Annotated in this window: 18 protein-coding genes; 2 read left to right on the forward strand and 16 right to left on the reverse strand. The window is 51.1% G+C overall.

What is annotated here, in order from left to right; translation table 11 throughout:
• The first annotated feature begins 144 nt into the window (after positions 1-144).
• Positions 145-597 (forward strand): outer membrane protein assembly factor BamE, encoded by a 453-nt coding sequence (locus LF95_RS08205; RefSeq protein ID WP_073954472.1) that lies wholly within the window; start codon positions 145-147, stop codon positions 595-597.
• Positions 598-635: 38 nt separating this feature from the next.
• Here the strand turns inward: LF95_RS08205 and thiL are convergent, their stop codons facing one another.
• From thiL to rpiB, 9 genes are all read right to left on the reverse strand, one after another.
• Positions 636-1,613 (reverse strand): thiamine-phosphate kinase, encoded by a 978-nt coding sequence (gene thiL / locus LF95_RS08210; RefSeq protein WP_073954473.1) that lies wholly within the window; start codon positions 1,611-1,613, stop codon positions 636-638.
• Between the two features lie 3 nt (positions 1,614-1,616).
• On the reverse strand, positions 1,617-2,114 hold the full coding sequence (nusB, locus tag LF95_RS08215; RefSeq protein WP_073954474.1) for a transcription antitermination factor NusB: 498 nt from the start codon (positions 2,112-2,114) through the stop codon (positions 1,617-1,619).
• Positions 2,114-2,584, reverse strand: coding sequence for a 6,7-dimethyl-8-ribityllumazine synthase (locus LF95_RS08220; protein ID WP_073954475.1), 471 nt, complete (start codon positions 2,582-2,584; stop codon positions 2,114-2,116). Before LF95_RS08220 ends, nusB begins: the two co-directional genes overlap by 1 nt.
• A complete protein-coding gene (gene ribB / locus LF95_RS08225; protein WP_073954476.1) occupies positions 2,581-3,741 on the reverse strand; it encodes a 3,4-dihydroxy-2-butanone-4-phosphate synthase in 1,161 nt (386 codons plus the stop codon). The genes LF95_RS08220 and ribB overlap by 4 nt, the downstream gene beginning before the upstream one ends.
• A 5-nt stretch (positions 3,742-3,746) precedes the next feature.
• Positions 3,747-4,334: a riboflavin synthase gene (locus tag LF95_RS08230; RefSeq protein ID WP_073954477.1), complete on the reverse strand. Its 588-nt coding sequence runs from the start codon at positions 4,332-4,334 to the stop codon at positions 3,747-3,749.
• Positions 4,335-4,339: 5 nt separating this feature from the next.
• Positions 4,340-5,461: a bifunctional diaminohydroxyphosphoribosylaminopyrimidine deaminase/5-amino-6-(5-phosphoribosylamino)uracil reductase RibD gene (gene ribD, locus LF95_RS08235; protein WP_073954478.1), complete on the reverse strand. Its 1,122-nt coding sequence runs from the start codon at positions 5,459-5,461 to the stop codon at positions 4,340-4,342.
• Between the two features lie 2 nt (positions 5,462-5,463).
• Complete coding sequence (gene nrdR / locus LF95_RS08240; RefSeq protein ID WP_073954479.1) at positions 5,464-5,934, reverse strand: transcriptional regulator NrdR; 471 nt, start codon at positions 5,932-5,934, stop codon at positions 5,464-5,466.
• 28 nt (positions 5,935-5,962) lie between these two features.
• A complete protein-coding gene (gene glyA / locus LF95_RS08245; protein ID WP_073954480.1) occupies positions 5,963-7,237 on the reverse strand; it encodes a serine hydroxymethyltransferase in 1,275 nt (424 codons plus the stop codon).
• 78 nt (positions 7,238-7,315) lie between these two features.
• Positions 7,316-7,759 (reverse strand): ribose 5-phosphate isomerase B, encoded by a 444-nt coding sequence (gene rpiB, locus LF95_RS08250; RefSeq protein WP_073954481.1) that lies wholly within the window; start codon positions 7,757-7,759, stop codon positions 7,316-7,318.
• Positions 7,760-8,211: 452 nt separating this feature from the next.
• Here rpiB and LF95_RS08260 point away from each other — a divergent pair, with 452 nt between their 5' ends.
• Positions 8,212-8,631, forward strand: a complete 420-nt coding sequence (locus tag LF95_RS08260; RefSeq protein ID WP_073954483.1) for a Ros/MucR family transcriptional regulator — start codon at positions 8,212-8,214, stop codon at positions 8,629-8,631.
• 222 nt (positions 8,632-8,853) lie between these two features.
• On the opposite strand, the gene LF95_RS08265 is transcribed toward LF95_RS08260, so the two are convergent.
• The 7 genes from LF95_RS08265 to LF95_RS08295 all read right to left on the reverse strand — a co-directional run bounded on the left by LF95_RS08265 (position 8,854) and on the right by LF95_RS08295 (position 15,097).
• A complete protein-coding gene (locus LF95_RS08265) occupies positions 8,854-9,960 on the reverse strand; it encodes a branched-chain amino acid ABC transporter substrate-binding protein (protein ID WP_073954484.1) in 1,107 nt (368 codons plus the stop codon).
• Between the two features lie 199 nt (positions 9,961-10,159).
• Positions 10,160-10,510 carry a DUF6867 family protein gene (locus LF95_RS08270; RefSeq protein ID WP_073954485.1) on the reverse strand — a complete coding sequence of 117 codons (351 nt, stop codon included), beginning with the start codon at positions 10,508-10,510 and terminating at the stop codon, positions 10,160-10,162.
• Between the two features lie 11 nt (positions 10,511-10,521).
• Positions 10,522-11,232 (reverse strand): ABC transporter ATP-binding protein, encoded by a 711-nt coding sequence (locus LF95_RS08275; protein ID WP_073954939.1) that lies wholly within the window; start codon positions 11,230-11,232, stop codon positions 10,522-10,524.
• Between the two features lie 19 nt (positions 11,233-11,251).
• Entirely contained in the window at positions 11,252-12,106 is an 855-nt protein-coding gene (locus LF95_RS08280; protein ID WP_073954486.1) for an ABC transporter ATP-binding protein, read from the reverse strand.
• Complete coding sequence (gene livM, locus LF95_RS08285; RefSeq protein ID WP_252509695.1) at positions 12,103-13,626, reverse strand: high-affinity branched-chain amino acid ABC transporter permease LivM; 1,524 nt, start codon at positions 13,624-13,626, stop codon at positions 12,103-12,105. The genes LF95_RS08280 and livM overlap by 4 nt, the downstream gene beginning before the upstream one ends.
• A complete protein-coding gene (locus LF95_RS08290; RefSeq protein ID WP_073954487.1) occupies positions 13,626-14,549 on the reverse strand; it encodes an ABC transporter permease subunit in 924 nt (307 codons plus the stop codon). Before LF95_RS08290 ends, livM begins: the two co-directional genes overlap by 1 nt.
• Before the next feature lie 356 nt (positions 14,550-14,905).
• A complete protein-coding gene (locus LF95_RS08295) occupies positions 14,906-15,097 on the reverse strand; it encodes a DUF6898 family protein (RefSeq protein WP_073954488.1) in 192 nt (63 codons plus the stop codon).
• Positions 15,098-15,193 lie beyond the last annotated feature (96 nt).

The raw sequence follows: 15,193 nt of genomic DNA on the forward strand, positions 1-15,193 counted from the left end.
ACATTCGAGCCACAGCAAGCAGAATGCCTTGAAATTTTCGGGACGAACGTCCCATCCTGTTGCCCGGCACTATCATGCGCTCTGCGCTGAAACTCAAGGCAATTCATTTAAGATATCAACAAACGGATCAATCCGGTGGGTTCAATGGATTCAAGACTAAAACGCTTCACCTTCCTGTGCGTCGCTGGTTTAACCGCCGCCTATCTTGCCGCCTGCAGCCCACAAATAGCTAATCGTGGTAATTTGCCCGAACCCGAAGATCTGGCTCAGATCAAGGTGGGGCAATCTACCAAAGGAGATGTCACCGATCTCCTTGGAACGCCATCAAGTGTTGCGACATTTGATCCGAATGTGTGGCTTTATATCTCCCGTCAGGTTGAAACGCTGGCCTTTTTCAAGCCGGAAGTCACCAAGCAGGAAGTTGTTGTTATCAGCTTTGACGCCTCAAACCGGGTCGATCTGGTGAAAGAATATCATCTTGAAGATGGCAAGCGGGTTGAACCCAGTGATCGCGTCACACCGACGGCCGGTCGCGAACTGACCATCCTGCAACAGTTGTTTGGCAACCTTGGCCGCTTTAGTGAGACGGCCAAATAAAACCACCCTGATCTAATCCATAAAATCAGGAAAATATTTTAAGGCTTTGAAAAATGGTCGAACCCGCCTTTGGCGAGTTCGGCCATTTTACCATCCAGAGACTTCATTAAAATCTCGCCCGGAGTCTCCGTTACCGTGCCAATAACAGTAACGTCATTTCCCAAGCGGGCAATATCGTCTGCCGGGCCGCACAGCAAGAGTTCGTAATCATCACCACCGGTCATAATTTGCTGCCAACAGGTGGCATCGTGGTCTACAGCCGCCCTACCCGCAACAGATAACGGAATGGCAGCCTGATCCAGAATCACACCGACATTAGAAGCATGGGCAATTTTGCGAATATCGCCCGCCAGTCCATCCGAAATATCCATTGCGGCAATACGTGCCCCCAGTGCCGAGGCTTTCATACCGATTGTTAATCTGGGCTGTGGCAGCCAGTAGCGATCTGTCAAAAATGCCCTTAAATGCTGATCCGTCAGATCAAGCCGATTTTGCAGGATCGCCAGGCCAAGTGCGGCGTCACCCAAGGTGCCTGTCACGGCAATAACGTCACCTGGCCGCGCTGCATCGCGTCGCAATGCCCGTTCGGCAACCACTTCGCCGATGGCCGTTAAGCTGAAAAAACTGGGCCCGACCGTGGATACGGTATCACCACCATACAGTTCGACGCCCCAAAAGGCGCAGTCCTCGCCAAATGACTTGGCAAAAGAAACAATCCAGTCTTCGGGAAGGTGCCGATTATAGCCGCACGCCAATACCACGCCCGTCGGCCGCGCCCCCATTGCCGCGATATCGGATAAATTGACGCGCAATACCTTGCGGGCAATGGTTTCAGGAGCATCAACGGCACGAAAATGTACGTCGGCCACCAACGCATCGCACGTTACAACACTGCTGTTCCCTGGCATTTGCGCAAAAATGGCGGCATCATCGGTTAATCCCAATGATGCCGCCGAATGGCGGGCAATCGGCGTGAAATAGCGCGCGATCAGTTCAAATTCGCCTGATCGCTGCACAGCTCACTCCTTGTTTGCTTCAAGCGGACGCAATGACTTTCCGATACGGTCCAGTACCGCATTAACTAAACGGGGTTCGTTTTCATCAAAGAACGAATGCGCCACATCAACATATTCGGTGATGACAACCCGCATCGGGACATCTTCACGCATCATCAATTCATACGTGCCAGCGCGCATGATACTGCGCAAAACAGATTCCAGCCGTTTTGTCGTCCAGCCTTTTTCAAGGGCACCGTCAATCAGGGCATCAATATCCACCAACCGGTTTTCAACACCCTGCACCAGATCGGCAAAAAAACCGCGATCCGGATCAATCAGGTTTTCATTCGGTTCGTCACTGTCACGCTGCCCCTGTCCATCAAGGCGGAACTCGGAATATTCCTGCACAACGCGCCCTGCGCCGGCCTGCGACAGATCAGCCTGATACAATGCCTGAATGGCGGCAAAACGTGCGGCACTGCGACGCTGGGCAATGGTGGGTTTGGATTTCTCGGTCATTACTTGTGATGTATTCCAAAATGGTTTTGAACTTCGATCATGCGCAGAACGGCATTGGCAGCCTCGCCACCCTTGTTCTTTTCGTCCGCACTGGCACGCGCCAAAGCCTGGGCTTCGTTTTCAACGGTCAGAATACCATTGCCGATGGCCAGGTTATAATCCAGGCAAAGCTGCATCAGCGCCCGGTTGGCTTCGTTACAGATATGATCGTAATGAGTGGTTTCACCCCGGATCACGCAGCCCAGGGCCAAATAACCGTCATAACGCGGGCCGGTTGCCAGTTCGTTCATCGACTGAACAGCATAACGGATCGCAACAGGCACCTCGAAGGCACCACTCACGGAAAGACGGTCCCAGGTTGCCCCGCCCGCTTCAAGCGTGCTGGCAGCACCTTTCACCAGATCTTCGACGATATGAGTGTAATATGGCGCATCAACAATCAGGATGTGCGGGGAGCTTGTGCTTTTCATTTTTCCTCCGAGACGCAAAGCGGACGCTGATCAACCAGATTTAGACCAAATCCGTCAAGCCCTACGATGTGACGTTTGGTGTTTGAGAGCAAAATCATGTCTCGCACCCCCAAATCATGCAAAATCTGGGCGCCAACTCCATAGTCTCTAAGATCGGAGTCTACCGAGTCTGTGCCCGCAATATCTGCGCGCAATCCCGATCCATCACCACCATGATGGTCGATCAGGCCGGCAACGGCACTAGAAAGGCTGTTGGCCCGTGCCTCGCGAATAAGGACAATAACACCCCTGCCTTCTTCGGCAATGGCATTCATCGCTGCATGCAAATCGCCCCCATGCCCGGTCTGGCGGTCGCCCAGCACATCCTCAAGCACATTTAAGGCATGAACACGCGTCAACACCGGTTCGCCATCCGAAATATCGCCTTTGGTCAGGGCAATATGTTCGGCATAGTTTAGCGTATTTACAAACAAATGAAGATCAAACGCGCCGCCATGAATGCTTTCGATTTTGGTCGTCGCTTTACGCTGCACGACTTTTTCATGCTTGCGGCGATAACGAATCAAATCGGCAATCTGGGCGATTTTTAAATTGTGCTTTTGCGCAAATTCCACCAGTTCGGGCAAACGGGCCATTTCGCCGTTTTCGTTCATGATCTCGCAAATCACACCCGACGGATTAAGCCCCGCCAGGCGGGCAATATCCACCGATGCCTCGGTATGGCCTGCACGAACCAGAACGCCGCCATCACGCGCACGCAAAGGAAATACATGCCCAGGCGTGACAATATCATGCCGGTCGCTTGTCGGATCGATGGCAACTGCAACCGTCCGGGCACGGTCCGGTGCGGAAATGCCGGTGGTTACACCGGTTTTAGCCTCGATTGACACGGTAAAGGCAGTTTCATGCCGCGTCCCGTTGGTTGCTGTCATCAAGGACAGGCCCAAATGGTCGCAACGGGTGGATTCCAACGTCAGACAAATCAAACCGCGCCCGTGGGTCGCCATAAAATTGATGGCTTCAGGTGTCGCCATTTGGGCCGGTATCACCAGATCCCCTTCATTCTCGCGATCTTCATCATCTACAAGAATGAACATGCGCCCGTTGCGGGCTTCCTCGATAACATCTTCAATGGGCGACAAATGACGGTGAGGCATGGCGATCAGTCCTTTCCAACCATTCGGGCAACGTAACGGGCCAGCATGTCGATTTCGAAATTGAAACGATCGCCCACTTTACGACCGCCCAAGGTGGTGTGGGTCTGGGTATGTGAAATAACGTTAATGCCAAAACTGTTACCATCAACCTCGTTAACCGTCAGGGAAACACCATCAAGCGTAATTGATCCCTTAGGGGCGACATAACGGCCAAATTCTGCGGGCAGTTCAAAGGTCATCCGCATGGAATCACCTTCGGGATGCAATGCCGTCAGGGTTGCTACACCATCGACATGCCCCGATACAATATGCCCGCCAAGCTCGTCGCCCATACGGAGGGACTGTTCAAGGTTCACACGGCTACCGACATCAAGATCGCCCATCGTGGTCATAGCCAGACTTTCGGCAGAAGCCTCGATCGCGAACCATCCTTCACCCTTTTCAACAACCGTCATGCAGGCGCCACTGCAGGCAATTGACGCGCCCAGGTCAATTTTTGACGTATCAAAGGCGGTATTGAACTCAAAGCGGGTGTCGCCCTTCTTTTCAACTTTGCGAACGGTTCCGATGTCGGTGATGATACCAGTAAACATATAAATTAATCCGTTATTTTAGCGTAACTTATCAAAAAATCCTGACCAACAGCGTCAACGGACTGACGGGTGAAACGCGGCATATGGGCGAGGTTTTGCAACCCCAGTTCCGCAATAATCCCGCGCCCGTCCGCACCAATAATGCCCGGTGCCTGAAAATGTATAATCCGGTCTACCAGGTCCTGCTGCAAAAGAGCTGCGGCGAGTGCGCCGCCGCTTTCGACAAGAATACGCGTAAGCCCCTGTTCTGCAAGAACATGTAATACATCATGTAGGTCAAAATGTCCGTCCGCGCATCGGGCGGAAAGCACTTTTACGGCTGTTTTTGCAAAATTCTTTTCAGCGAGTGATTTATGTTCGGATGCGACAAACAACCAGGTTGGTGTTTCGTCAGCAGAACGTGCCAAATTGCAATCGGGCGATACACGAACCGTTCGATCCAGAATAATTCGGACTGGGGAGTGGTGTTCTCGGCCGACAATGCGGCACCGCAAGTCAGGATTATCGGCCAAAACCGTATTGGCACCAACAAGGATCGCATCGTGGTTGGCGCGATAAAAATGGCCCTTTTCCCGGGCGTGACTGCCCGTGATCCACTGGCTGGCCCCATTGGCCAGGCTGGAACGCCCGTCCAGGCTACCAGCCAGCTTTAACGTAACAAGCGGCCTGCCTGCGCCAACACGCAATAAAAACCCGGCATTATGCGCGTGCGCTTCCGATGCCAAAAGGCCGGTTTGAACCACAATACCGGCATCTGCCAGCATTTGATGGCCGCGCCCGCAAACCCGGGGATCAGGGTCCTCAAGAGCACTGATCACACGGGAAACCCCGGCCTCTATCAAGCCAAGGGCACAGGGCGGTGATTTGCCATAATGACTACAAGGTTCCAGTGTTACATAGGCCGTTGCACCGCGTGCGTGCGCACCCGCCTGATCAAGCGCAACCCGTTCGGCATGCGGACGGCCTCCTGGGCGGGTCCATCCGCGACCAACAATTTCGCCCTCACCCGAGACGATAACGCAACCCACGGCCGGATTAGGCCATACATTTCCCAGTCCGCGCCGGGAAAGGCTTAGGGCAACCCGCATAAAATGACGGTCATCATCACTAAAGATTGCCCCGGACATGATTACTGTTCCGATGCCTCTTCGTTATCCTGCATATTTTCCACGAAGGCTTCAAAATCTTTCGCTTCGCAGAAATCCTTATAAACAGAGGCGTACCTCACATAAGCCACCTGATCGAGGGCATGCAATGCCTCCATCACAATACCGCCGATGGTATCGGTTGTAATGTCGCTTTCGCCACTGCTTTCAAGGCGGCGCTGAATACCGTTCAGGGCCTTTTCAACGCGTTCATCCTCGATCGGACGTTTCCGGCAGGCCAGGAAAATAGACCGTGCCAGTTTGTCGCGATCAAAAAGTTCGCGCTGCCCGTCTTTTTTCACCACCATCAATTCCCGCAATTGAACACGTTCAAAAGTGGTGAATCGCGACCCGCACGCCGGACAAAATCGACGCCGACGAATGGCGTGATTTTCTTCGGTCGGACGGGAATCCTTCACCTGGGTATCGTCGTGACTACAAAACGGACAGCGCATGATCTGTTCTCGCTATATTTCAGAGAAATCAGCTATAGATCGGGAACTTGTTGCAAAGTTCCTGAACCTGGGCACGTACCGAAGCTTCAACTTCGGCATCGCCTTCCGGCTGATCAACCAGAGCATCAAGCACATCGGCAATCAGCTTACCGATCAGTTTGAATTCTTCAGTCCCGAAACCACGCGTGGTGCCGGCCGGGGTACCAAGACGAATGCCCGAAGTCACAGTCGGCTTTTCGGTATCAAACGGAATGCCGTTTTTATTGCAGGTGATCCCTGCCCGTTCCAGGGCGATATCGGCAACGTTGCCCTTCAACCCCTTCGGACGCAAATCAACCAGCATCAAATGGGTATCGGTGCCATTGGTGACAATGTTGAAACCGCGCGACTGAATAACGTCCGCCAGCACCCGGGCGTTATCAACAACCTGTTGGGCATAGATCTTAAATTCAGGACGCAGTGCCTCGCCAAAAGCAACAGCCTTTGCCGCGATAACGTGCATCAGCGGACCACCCTGCAGACCCGGGAATACGGCCGAATTGATTTTTTTGCCGATTTCCAGGTTGTTTGACAGGATCATGCCGCCGCGCGGGCCGCGCAGGGTTTTATGGGTGGTGGTGGTAACAATATCGGCATAAGGCAGCGGGCTCGGGTGAACGCCACCGGCAACCAGACCGGCAAAATGCGCCATGTCGACCATCAGGTAAGCCCCGACCTTATCGGCGATTTCACGGAAACGTTTGAAATCGATCTGGCGGGGAATGGCCGAACCACCAGCAATGATCAATTTCGGATTATGTTCAACAGCCAGAGCTTCAACATCATCGTAATCGATCAGGAAGTCCTGTTCACGCACACCATATTGAATGGCGTTAAACCATTTGCCCGACTGGGCCGGACGCGCACCGTGGGTCAGGTGACCACCGGCATCAAGGGACATACCCAGAACCGTATCGCCCGGCTGCAACAGGGCCAGCATAACTGCACCATTGGCCTGTGCGCCCGAATGCGGCTGAACGTTGACGAATTCACAGCCGAACAATTCTTTTGCCCGGTTGATGGCCAATTCTTCGGCAACGTCGACATATTCACAACCGCCGTAATAGCGGCGCGACGGATACCCTTCGGCATATTTGTTGGTCAGGACGGATCCCTGTGCTTCCATCACCGCCTTGGAAACGATATTTTCAGATGCAATCAGTTCGATCTGGTTTTTCTGACGATCAAGCTCATCGGAAATGGATTTGAACAATGCCGGATCTGCATCCGACAGGCTGGTCGAGAAAAAGCCGTTAAAAGACATGGGCTAGCCTTTCAATAAAACGGAAAATATAGAGCCCAAGAGCCCTGGTGCGTGCCATATGGCGAATTTGATTATTTATTATTTAGGGGTGGTCAGCTTGTCGACACGAAGTTGATGACGACCACCTTCAAAGGGAGTCGAGACAAACGCATTGACACAATCCTGTGCAACGGCAACCCCCGACAGGCGCGCCCCAAGACACAAAACGTTGGCGTTGTTGTGTTGACGGCACAATTCAGCAGAAAGCCGGTCATGAACCAGGGCTGCACGAATTTCGGGATAACGGTTTGCCGCGATGCTCATGCCAATACCAGATCCGCAAACCAGAATACCACTTTCAGCTTTGCCATCGATAATGGCCTTGCAAACAGCATAGGCATAATCGGGATAATCAACCGACGCCGAACCATCGGTCCCAAGGTCAAGAACCTCGTATCCCTGCTCGGAAAGTTGCGAGACGATTAAGGTTTTGAGGTCGACACCGCCGTGATCGGCAGCAATAGCAATGGTTTTAGCCGACATTCCCAGCACCCTTTTCAAACTGATAATGAAATTTGAGCGCCTTTTAGCACATCGCCTTCCCCATGCCAACGCACAGTCGCGCCGTTATGTGTGTGTTCTGCTATGCACATTGTGCGACCAAAAAGCACTTGTCTGCGCAACCAATGGTGCCACATCATTCAAATACAGTCTGTTAGCCATGCGATCATGGGCAAATAAACACCAAAAAAAATGCCCGGCATCTTAACTATTGAGTAGAAACTTACTATTTATATGAAGAAGCGAAACGTCAGTTTTGACCTGTCAACTATACCGCTGTACGTTTGTTTGAATTAATGTTATTTGTTAAGTATAAAAATGACGTTTGAGCCATATGTTTCCGCCATTATTGAACAAACGTAAATGCTGATTATATACCCTTCATGCTGCATTCTTTGCCGCAATTGGGGACCGGTTTAAGGACACAACAAAAAATGAATGACCTGACGACTGACACCTTTGATCGTGATGAACTTCTGCAAATGACAGTCGATATCGTTTCGGCTTATGTCAGCAACAATGCACTTGCGGCAACGCAGCTTCCGGAATTGATCACAACAACATTCCGGTCGCTTGAAGATTTACGAGGTGTCGAAGAGATCGAAGAAGAAGAACCGCTGAAACCGGCAGTTCCTGTCAAAAAATCGATTGGCGATGACTATATTATCTGTCTCGAAGACGGCAAAAAATTGAAAATGCTCAAGCGTCATCTGCGTACAACTTATGATATGACGCCGGAAGAATACCGTGCGAAATGGGGTTTACCCGCCGATTATCCGATGGTTGCGCCTAACTACGCCAAGCAGCGTTCGCAATTCGCCAAAAAAATTGGCCTGGGCCGCAAGGCGGACTAACGGACCGATTTTCCAACTGACCTGTTAAACGGCGCCCTGATCTTAAGGGCGCCTTTATTTATGGCATTTAAGTATTACTTAGAATTGACATGACGCCAGTTGAACGGTGATCATTTTTTATTGATGTGAAAAATTAGATTAAATCCAAGGTCTCCTGTCGATAAAAAAAGCCCGGCGCATAACACGCCGGGCTCCGAAATCGTCAAGCTCGATTAGCCAAACTTAATCGGCATAGTCGTAGCTGCCATTTTCCCATTTATAGAAAACATAACCTGGTGCTGCAACGTCCCCCTTGGAGTCAAAGGAGATCGAACCTAGGACGGTATCAAATTTGTCACCGCTCTTGAGTTCTTTTACAACCGGTTCAAAGTCGGTGGTACCGGCTTTGCTCGCAGCCTGGGCCCAAGCCTGGATCGCACCATAGGTATAGAGGGTGTAACCTTCCGGCTTGTAGCCTTTGGTTTCAAAGTATTTGACGAGGTCCGCGTTGCGCGGATCTTTTTCAAGCGCCGGCCCCGCCGTGAACATGGTGCCCGCACCGGAATCACCCGTGATGGACCAATATTCAAGGGTATTGATGGCATCCCCTGACATTGCCAGCGTATCCATGCCCTGGGCACGCATCTGACGCACGATCAAACCAAGTTCGGTATGATAGCCACCGTAATAAAGCACATCGACATTTTCAGACTTCAGCTTTGTCACCAAGGCCGAATAGTCTTTTTCACCCGGAGTGATGGCTTCATACATCACTTCCTCAACGCCTGCCTCATTGAGGAACTTCTTGGTTTCGTCCGCAAGCCCCTTGGAATAAGCCTGTTTGTCATGAACGATGGCAATGCGCTTGTCAGCGAAATTTTTCGCCAGATATTTGCCGGCAACTTCGCCCTGCTGATCGTCACGGCCACAAACGCGAAATACGTTATCAAGGCCACGTTCGGTCAGTTGCGGATTGGTCGATGCCGGTGAAATCTGAATAATGCCTTCTTCATTGTACACTTCAGATGCCGGGATAGACGAACCCGAACAGAAGTGACCGGCAACCAGAGCAACATCCTTGCTCACCAACTGGTTGGCAACAGCAACAGCCTGCTTAGGATCGCAGGCATCATCGCCAACTTCCAGAACCAGCTTTTCACCATTAACACCACCGGCTGCGTTGATGTCTTCAATAGCTTTGGTTGCACCCTGACGCATCTGTTCACCAAATGCAGCATACGGACCAGTCATCGGGCCGACAGTTGCAATGGTGATGTCAGCCTTTGCCGCCCCCATCGACAGGACAAGCGCAGATGCAGTTGCCAGAAGGCCAAGCTTGGTTTTCGACATAAGTGAAGTCTCCCTGTTCCAAAGGTTGGTTCCGACACCATGCCAGAACCATCTTTTAGGATATGAAACCGGCCTGGTTATTTTGCCCATTTACCGGTTTCATCTCCTGGTACTCTAGCACCCCGTTTCGAGTGTGCAATAGTACAAATCCAATATTCACCAACAAATGGTTGTATAGACATGTTGGTAAAAAGTTATTTCATTCAACCCCTTCACGAGAGCGATAGGCAAATGGGCCAACACGCTCATACAACCAAGGATACTGAGACAGCATCTTGTTTACCCGCACAATCCGAAAAGAAGTCATCGCAATGGCAAACAGGATGATCGTGTCAAAGATAAACCCTGATAGTGACAGCAATTCACCGCCAAACAGGGCATATCCGAGGAAACGGGATGTGAACCCCAGCAGGATTGAATACGGCACAAGATGGCCTACCGGACGCCAGGTATTGGCCACGGCCTGCCCGGTCATCACTGCGCAAAACCCCATCAGGATAATCGTAATCCCGATTGTGACACCAAGGCTGGTACCTGTAATTGCTTCCATAACGCTTTCTCCTAGTGTCCACCTTCAAGATACGCAGCGCGCACTTCAGGATTTGCCAGCAATTCAGCGCCGCCACCCGACATGGTAATGTTACCATTAACCATGACGTAGCCGCGATGAGCGAGTTTCAACGCATGGAAGGCGTTTTGCTCAACCAGGAACACAGTCACCTTGTTTTCCTTGTTGATCTTTTTAATGGTGTCGAAAATCTGCTTGACCACCAGAGGCGCCAACCCAAGGGATGGTTCATCAAGCAATAACAGTCGTGGACGCCCCATCAGGGCACGGCCAATTGCCAGCATTTGCTGTTCACCACCCGACATTGTACCAGCACGCTGGCTAATGCGTTCCTTCAGGCGCGGGAATAGATCAAACACCATTTCCAGGTCTGAATCGAAATGCTTTGGGTCCTGGGTGCAGGCGCCCATCTGCAGATTCTCATAAACCGACATACGCGGAAAAATACGGCGCCCTTCCGGCGACTGCTGAATACCAAGCTGGCAAATCTCGTGTGTCGGCATCCGGCTGATGTCGGTGCCTTCAAACAAAATACGCCCCTTGGTCGCCTGCGGGCTTCCGCAACATGTCATCAGAAGGGTTGTCTTACCTGCGCCATTGGCACCAATAAGCGTAACAATTTCGCCTTCATTGACTTCCATATCAATGCCCCTGAGGGCTTCGATATTACCGTAGAAGGTATGCACACCTTCAATTTTCAACATGGTCATATCGATGTCTCCCTCACTGCGCCTTCGGATCAAGGTGAAGATCGCTGGCAACTTCCGGGGGAAGTTCGTCATCTTCTTCTTCACCAAGATACGCACGGATCACCGCCGGGTCGTTCTTCACGGCGTCGGGGTTTCCGTCTGCAATTTTTTTGCCGTAATCAAGCACAATGACATGATCTGAAATCTGCATGACCACGCTCATGTCGTGCTCAATCAGCAACAAACCAATCCCCTGCTCGTCACGGATGCTTTGCAATAGCAGGTTCAATTCCGCAGATTCACGCGGGTTGAGGCCAGCTGCCGGTTCGTCAAGGCAAAGCAGTGATGGCTCGACACACATTGCACGGGCAATTTCAAGACGCCGTTGATTACCATAGGGAAGATTACCGGCATTCCAGTCTGCAAATTCATACAAACCTGTTTTGTTCAGCCAGAACTTAGCCCTTTCCAACGCCTCCTTTTCCGCACTGGCATACCGCTTCAGGTTAAATAACCCGGCCAGAGAAAACAGGGATGCGTCCATTAGGCGATTATGCTGGGCGACAATAAGGTTTTCCAAAACAGTCATCCCGGTAAACAGGCGAATATTCTGGAACGTACGGGCAACACCATTGTTACGCGAAATTCTGAAGCCCTCGGCACGTTCCAAAAGGCGCGGTCCGTCCTTGGCATTCAATGTCAGGCGGCCTTCGGTCGGTACATAAAAGCCCGTAAGACAGTTGAAAACCGTGGTTTTACCAGCACCGTTCGGACCGATAATCGCGGTAATTTCACGCTTTCTGGCAGTAAAGGACAGATTATCAATCGCCACCAAACCGCCGAAACGCATAGTAAGATGTTCGACTTCAAGCAATTTGTTGTCGGTCATGATTTTTCTCCGGCAACTTTTTCTTTCTTGCTCATATTCAGCAGGATCGTCGGGTCACGGAAAGACAGAAGACCGCGCGGACGCCACAACATGATGGCAACCATCCCTGCCCCGAAAATCAACATGCGATATTCGGCCAATTCACGGAACATTTCTGGGAAACCGATCATGACGATGGCGGCAAGTACCACCCCGATCTGGCTGCCCATACCACCCATCACAACGATGGCCAGGATCACGGCAGATTCAAGGAAGGTAAAGCTTTCCGGGCTGATAAAGCCTTGACGGGTTGCAAAAAATGCTCCGGCAAAGCCGCCAAACATGGCACCAATAGCAAAAGCCGAAAGCTTGGTGTTGGTCGGATTAATGCCGAGCGAACGACAGGCGATTTCATCCTCGCGTAATGCTTCCCAGGCCCGGCCGATTGGCAATTTGCGTAGACGCATAGTGACAAAGTTCGTCACCAAAGCCAAAATCAGGATTAGGTAATACAGGAAGATCAGACGGTGCATCGACGAATAGTCTATGCCGAACAAGTCGGAAAAAGCCGTCACACCTTCAGGCACCCGGCGCGAGAATTCTGCCAGACCAAAGAAGGAGGGGCGTTCGATCGAGGCAATGCCATCCGGACCACCGGTAAGATCATACCAGTTGATCAGGACAACACGGATAATTTCACCAAAGCCCAGCGTCACGATGGCAAGATAGTCCCCCCGCAAGCGCAGAACCGGAAAACCCAGGATAATGCCAAAGCTGGCCGAGAAAAGACCCGCCATTGGCAGGCACAGCCAGAAGCTCAGACCAAAATGTTGGGACAACAGGGCATAAGAATAGGCACCAACGGCGTAGAAGGCCACATAACCAAGGTCCAGAAGACCCGCCAGCCCCACCACAATATTCAGGCCCCACCCAAGCATGATGTAAATCATCACCAGGGTTGCAAGGTCAATGGCGGAACGGTTTTCCCCAAAAAGCAGCGGGAAGATGAAGAAGAAAAGAATACCGACAAAACCGATCTTCTTGGTATTTGTCCGATAAGCCACCTGCAAACGTGCAGACAGGCTTTGGGCTTTTTCTTCCTCGGTCACGACCCGTTTGGTCGAAGCCGAAAAATAAGCAATGGCAAAGACCACAGCAATCATCGACAGAAAGACAATTACACTGGTTACACTTTGAAATGCCATATCAAAAGTAACGGGTGCAGCCCAACGATCATCCATGTCGCGAAACCGGACGAACATTTCAAACACCATCACCGCCGAAATCACAATCAAAGCCGACTGTAAAAGACGGGACATGCGTTCCCGACGGACGATCAACCCGAGACGCCCGACAAGCGTTGACGCGATGGCAAGAATAACCAGATCCCAGCGAAGAGCCAGTTCAAGCCCTGTCGGACGATCAACCGTTTCCACCCCGAGGATCATGATCGACATCATGAAAGCAATAACAGCAAAGAACGCGAGTTCCTTGGCGATATCAGCTGGCGTAATACGCGAAGATGTAAGCAAAGACGACATCAGACTTTCTCCACCTCCGGCTTGCCCAGAAGACCCCAGGGACGGAAGATCAACACCAGAACCAGAATGCCAAACGTTGCGACATCCTTGTATTCAATGGTGAGATAACCCGACCAGAAAGATTCGATCAGGCCAATTAGCAACCCGCCGAGCATTGCGCCCGGAAGCGATCCGATACCGCCAAGAACGGCAGCAGTGAACGCTTTCACACCAGCAAGGAAGCCAATATAGAAATCGATCACACCATAATACAACGTCACCATCATCCCGGCGACCGACGCCAGGGCCGCGCCCATGACAAAGGTGGTTGAAATGGTACGGTCCACATTGATGCCAAGCAGCCCAGCCATCGTACGATCCTGTTCGCAGGCACGCTGCGCACGTCCAAGCGATGTTTTGGCAATCAGGGTCGAAAAGACAACCATCAGAACAAAGGTCAGCACGATGATAATGATCTGCATGTAACTCAGCTGAACATTAAAGTTCGGGCTTTCCATCAGTGTGATCCCGCCCTTGATAAAGGGCTGCATTGCCTTGACACGCGCACCCTGCGCAATCTGGACAAAGTTCTGAAGGAAGATCGACATCCCAATGGCAGAAATAAGGGCTGCCAATCGGAATGATCCACGCAATGGCCGATATGCAATGCGTTCAACGCCCCAGCCATAAACCGAGGTCATTACCATTGATACGACCAGCATCAAAAGAAGTGTTAACGGCAGAATGCCGCTAATTCCTGCCGCCTGACAGATCAGGAACGTAATCAGGGAATGAAAAGCGCCCAGCATGTAGATTTCGCCGTGCGCAAAGTTGATCATACCGATGATGCCATAGACCATCGTGTAACCGATCGCGATGAGGCCATAAATGGCGCCAAGCGTCAGACCATTGATCAATTGTTGTAAAAAATAAGCCCAATCCATTGCTCAACCTTAGATTTGGCACAGACAAACGCCGTCCTCGACAGCAAGGCCGAAGGCAAAGAACAAGGATATACAAATGTTTTTGGGTAAGAACCCATCTCCCCATTGCCCCCTCGCAAACCTCCGAAGCCTCCGTCTTTTTGTTATCGGGGTATCCCCGCTTTTAAGTTTCCGGACGCGACCATTCTTTTGTGGTTCTATGTCCGAAAACGCGATTTACGATTGAAACCTTAGACACATGTGGTCAATGGCTGCAAGCGTGTTTGGAAAATTGGTTGAATCTCTGGTTTTCCCTCTCCCGGATAGAATTTTTTACCATAAAGGAGAAATAACCAACGCTTCCAATATTGTATATTTTATTCCTTATTCAAAATGTATTCAAGTTTTTGTACTGCAACGCGCTTCAGTTGTTCAGGATTGCGCGATACCGGGCCTGCAACCGTAACCTCTTTTCCTGTTACGGAATCAATCGCCGTGCAGCGAAGATATTGCCCTACCTGCTTGAATTCTATATAAATTTCGCGATTTTTTGATGAAGCTGGTGCCATGACTGAATGTGGAACCCTTGTTTATTCCCGTCATCAGGAATCCGTAAAAGTTGGTATAACAGCAAGAATACTACCAAACCTGCCGAATCTGGACAT

Source organism: Thalassospira sp. TSL5-1 (assembly GCF_001907695.1).
Taxonomy (GTDB): Bacteria; Pseudomonadota; Alphaproteobacteria; order Rhodospirillales; family Thalassospiraceae; genus Thalassospira.

Excerpts from the sequence above, each read along its gene's own strand:
- LF95_RS08205 (WP_073954472.1), top strand. The coding sequence starts at position 145 with ATGGATTCAAGACTAAAACGCTTCACCTTCCTGTGCGTCGCTGGTTTA.
- nusB (WP_073954474.1), bottom strand. The coding sequence starts at position 2,114 with ATGACCGAGAAATCCAAACCCACCATTGCCCAGCGTCGCAGTGCCGCA.
- LF95_RS08220 (WP_073954475.1), bottom strand. The coding sequence starts at position 2,584 with ATGAAAAGCACAAGCTCCCCGCACATCCTGATTGTTGATGCGCCATAT.
- ribB (WP_073954476.1), bottom strand. The coding sequence starts at position 3,741 with ATGCCTCACCGTCATTTGTCGCCCATTGAAGATGTTATCGAGGAAGCC.
- LF95_RS08230 (WP_073954477.1), bottom strand. The coding sequence starts at position 4,334 with ATGTTTACTGGTATCATCACCGACATCGGAACCGTTCGCAAAGTTGAA.
- ribD (WP_073954478.1), bottom strand. The coding sequence starts at position 5,461 with ATGTCCGGGGCAATCTTTAGTGATGATGACCGTCATTTTATGCGGGTT.
- nrdR (WP_073954479.1), bottom strand. The coding sequence starts at position 5,934 with ATGCGCTGTCCGTTTTGTAGTCACGACGATACCCAGGTGAAGGATTCC.
- glyA (WP_073954480.1), bottom strand. The coding sequence starts at position 7,237 with ATGTCTTTTAACGGCTTTTTCTCGACCAGCCTGTCGGATGCAGATCCG.
- rpiB (WP_073954481.1), bottom strand. The coding sequence starts at position 7,759 with ATGTCGGCTAAAACCATTGCTATTGCTGCCGATCACGGCGGTGTCGAC.
- LF95_RS08260 (WP_073954483.1), top strand. The coding sequence starts at position 8,212 with ATGAATGACCTGACGACTGACACCTTTGATCGTGATGAACTTCTGCAA.
- LF95_RS08265 (WP_073954484.1), bottom strand. The coding sequence starts at position 9,960 with ATGTCGAAAACCAAGCTTGGCCTTCTGGCAACTGCATCTGCGCTTGTC.
- LF95_RS08270 (WP_073954485.1), bottom strand. The coding sequence starts at position 10,510 with ATGGAAGCAATTACAGGTACCAGCCTTGGTGTCACAATCGGGATTACG.
- LF95_RS08275 (WP_073954939.1), bottom strand. The coding sequence starts at position 11,232 with ATGTTGAAAATTGAAGGTGTGCATACCTTCTACGGTAATATCGAAGCC.
- LF95_RS08280 (WP_073954486.1), bottom strand. The coding sequence starts at position 12,106 with ATGACCGACAACAAATTGCTTGAAGTCGAACATCTTACTATGCGTTTC.
- livM (WP_252509695.1), bottom strand. The coding sequence starts at position 13,626 with ATGTCGTCTTTGCTTACATCTTCGCGTATTACGCCAGCTGATATCGCC.
- LF95_RS08290 (WP_073954487.1), bottom strand. The coding sequence starts at position 14,549 with ATGGATTGGGCTTATTTTTTACAACAATTGATCAATGGTCTGACGCTT.
- LF95_RS08295 (WP_073954488.1), bottom strand. The coding sequence starts at position 15,097 with ATGGCACCAGCTTCATCAAAAAATCGCGAAATTTATATAGAATTCAAG.